This is a genomic window from Succinivibrio sp. (genome assembly GCF_045124615.1).
GTDB lineage: Bacteria > Pseudomonadota > Gammaproteobacteria > Enterobacterales > Succinivibrionaceae > Succinivibrio > Succinivibrio faecicola.
On the sequence record NZ_JBGVMC010000010.1, the window covers coordinates 1 to 3255 of the forward strand.

4 protein-coding genes are annotated in these 3255 nt (G+C 34.7%); 2 read left to right on the plus strand and 2 right to left on the minus strand.

Features of this window, described 5'->3' with window-relative positions; all coding sequences use genetic code 11:
• Positions 1-183: ATP-binding protein (locus ACJML3_RS00160; protein WP_406019600.1), on the plus strand; the 183-nt coding region annotated here is incomplete at its 5' end.
• Positions 184-321: 138 nt separating this feature from the next.
• The gene (gene glpX / locus ACJML3_RS00165; RefSeq protein WP_406019601.1) at positions 322-1308 is read left to right on the plus strand and encodes a class II fructose-bisphosphatase; all 987 of its coding nucleotides are present in this window, start codon (positions 322-324) and stop codon (positions 1306-1308) included.
• 133 nt (positions 1309-1441) lie between these two features.
• Here the strand turns inward: glpX and ACJML3_RS00170 are convergent, their stop codons facing one another.
• Positions 1442-2110, minus strand: coding sequence for a super-infection exclusion protein B (locus ACJML3_RS00170; protein WP_406019602.1), 669 nt, complete (start codon positions 2108-2110; stop codon positions 1442-1444).
• A 153-nt stretch (positions 2111-2263) separates the two neighbouring features.
• On the minus strand, positions 2264-3255 hold a 992-nt coding region (locus ACJML3_RS00175; protein WP_406019603.1), incomplete at its 5' end, for an extracellular solute-binding protein.

Here is a 3255-nt window from a genome sequence, read left to right on the forward strand (position 1 = left end):
TACGAGGATTCAACAAGGATCTTTGAAAGATTCTTTACTGTAGACAGAAGTCATTCAAATAGAGACAGTACAGGTCTTGGTCTTACTATTGTTAAACATATTGTTCAGGAATGTAATGGTCAGATCAAGGTTGATTCAAAGCTTGGCGAAGGCACATCATTTTCTTTAAATCTGCATATTTAAGCCATTTTTAAGTGGTTATTTTTTTCAAATTCTCGAAATAATTAGGAACTTTAAGTTTCGTGGTGTATCATACACACATCAAAACGTGCCGTAATCGTGCGTTTTTTTTCGATTAATAAAACCTTAGATGGGGATAATATGCAACAACACTTAGCTGATAAGAATATTGCTCTTGATCTTGTTCGTGTTACTGAAGCTGCAGCATTAGCTTCAGCAAGATATGTAGGTCTTGGAGATAAGGAACTAGTTGACAGAGCCGCAGTGGATGCAATGAGAATCGCATTCCAGTCATTACACATTCAGGGAACTATTGTTATCGGTGAAGGTGAAAAAGACGAAGCTCCAATGCTGTACACTGGTGAAAAAGTTGGCTTTGGTGACGGTCTTGAGTTTGATATTGCAGTTGATCCTATTGATGGTACATCATGTGTTGCAGGTGGTAGACCTAACGGTATAGCTGCTGTAGGTATTTCTTTGAAGGGAACAATGTTCAACCCAGGTCATTCTTACTACTGTGAGAAGATGTGTGTTGGTGCAGATGCTGCAAATGTAATTGATCTTGATGCTCCTATCAAAGACAATCTTGAGAAAGTTGCAAAGGCTCTTGGCAAGAAAGTTGGTGAACTTAATGTTTTTGTTTTAGATAAGCCACGCCACGATCAGCTAATCAAAGATATTCACAAAGCTGGTGCTAGAGTAATGGTTCACTCTGATGGTGATATTGCTGGTGCTTTAATGGCAATTGATCCTACAACTGATATTGATATGTTAGTAGGCATTGGTGGTACCCCTGAGGCTGTTGTTACAGCTTGTGCAATTAAAGGTACCGGTGGTCAGATGCTGACTAGATTAGCACCTAAAACAAATGAAGAGAGAGAAGCAATTATTAAAGACGGATTTGATTTGGACTTAATCCGCTCTGTTGATGATCTGGTTACTACCGATCAGTGTTTCTTTGCTGCAACAGGTGTAACACCAGGTGAACTTCTTGATGGTATCCATTACAAGGGTGGATATGCAATTACATCATCAATCTCATCAAGAGGAAGAACAGGTACACGTCGTTACATTCAGGCATGGCACGATCGTAAGAAACTATCTAAGATGAGTACTATTGAATACTAGTTTTATAGTTAAAAAAACATGGAAATGGAGCAGTTTGCTCCATTTTTTATCTCTGATGCATTAACTCCATTAATAAAAAAAGACCTCTTATAAGAGGTCTAATCACATAATGGAGTAATGTAAAACCTGTTAACTAAGCTGCAGCTTCTTCCTTTGAAGTATTCTGAACTTCAGTATTGTTCTTGTATAAGGAATTTACAGCCTTAGAACCAACGAATACTTTGTTTTTTCTGATTATGCTTGGTTCTCTTGCATAAATTGGTCTTGAATTCATGATTTCTGAAATCTGATCTTCTGTCATTTTTCCAAGAGTAAGTCCGATTGCCTTATAGGTTATATATGGTCTTGCTTCTCTTGAAATAATGATCTGAGCTGTTTTTTCATCTTCATCAGTAACATTTATGATTTTTAATACACCTTCATCAATAAGGTTTCGAACTGTAGGCTCTAACACAGGCAGATTTAGAATAGATTTTCTCTGAAGAACATACTCACGTAATAATGCCTTCTCCGCAAAATCAAGGTTTTCAACTGCTGTTGAAACTTTAATTTTCTGCTTTTTGATTCTCTTTTTAGTAGAAATTGCATTAACAACATACATAAGTCCCTGTGATATGAAATTTGATATTTCAATAATCAGAGCAAAGTATAAAAGGATCTTATTGTCCTCGATGTTATCTGCAAAAGTTAGTGAAATTTCTGCCCATGGAATGATTAAAAGCAGAACAGTTAAACAGAATAACCACATCATCATGGTATTTACTAATTTTAGTGCAGATGCAGAAGAAGTTTCGTATTCCATTTTAATTCTCCATTTTTTTGACATTTTGTTATCTGAGTTAACTGTTGCAACTTACATGCCAAAGATCATTAATTGATGACTAACGCTTTGTTTATCTGCTTTTTGAAATACTGTTATACTTTGCGTGTCAAAAAAATGGAGTTTAGTTTATCTCTAATCACATTGTTTTATCTTAGAGACGGCCTCATTTAAAACTGTTTTGTAATTTGGATTAGATATTGATAGGATCTTTTCTAGCGATTCATCCATGGTTTTCCAGACAATTCGCATTTTATGAACATTTGGCATTTGAGAAGCTTCATTTATCTGAGAAATTATTGTGTTAGCAAGCTCGTCACATGAGATAAAGCTCTGTTCTAGCAATGTTTTTATTGGTGGAAGTTCTGCATTTGTAAAATATCTGTTCTGAGCGTTTTCAGGAGAATTAATGAATCTTATGAATTTTTCTGCTAACTGATGCTTTCTTGACTTTGAAGAAATTGCATATCCTTTTACTCCATAATATCCATTTAGTTTTTTCCCGTTTTTCAGTTTTGGAAGAGGTGCAATGCCAAAGTTAATGCCTGATTTTGAATACTTTTTCAATGCTATTGGACCATTGATTACGGCTGCAGCTTTTCCTTTTGTAAACATAAGATCAATAACACTGTCAGCTTTCTTTGATAAAGCTTCTTTTGGCATTGTTCTTTGAGAAAAATCTTTTAATTCCTTGAGACCTAAAATTGTACCTTCATTATTTAAGCCAATGTCAAAAATATTTATATTCTTGTTTTTGTATTTTCCAAATGTGTAACCGCCATATGCATTGATAAAGCTGTTTGCATAATAGAACTTTTGGAAATTTCCAAGAAGACCATATTTTTCTTTTGATTTAATTTTCTCAGAGTATTCAGCATATTCTTCAAGAGTTTCATAAGGATATTCAAGGAGATCCTTATTGTAATAAATTACAAGTGATTCAATAGAGCGCGGTGCTGCATATACTTTATTTGCAACACTCAAAGCATTAAGTGCAGATGTTTCATACAGATCTCTGTCTTCTTGAGAGTAATCAATTTCTCTGACAACCTTATTTGAATATGCATCAATCAGTCTGTCAGATATCAAAATGAATACATCAGGAGTTTGACCATTGTTTGTCATGA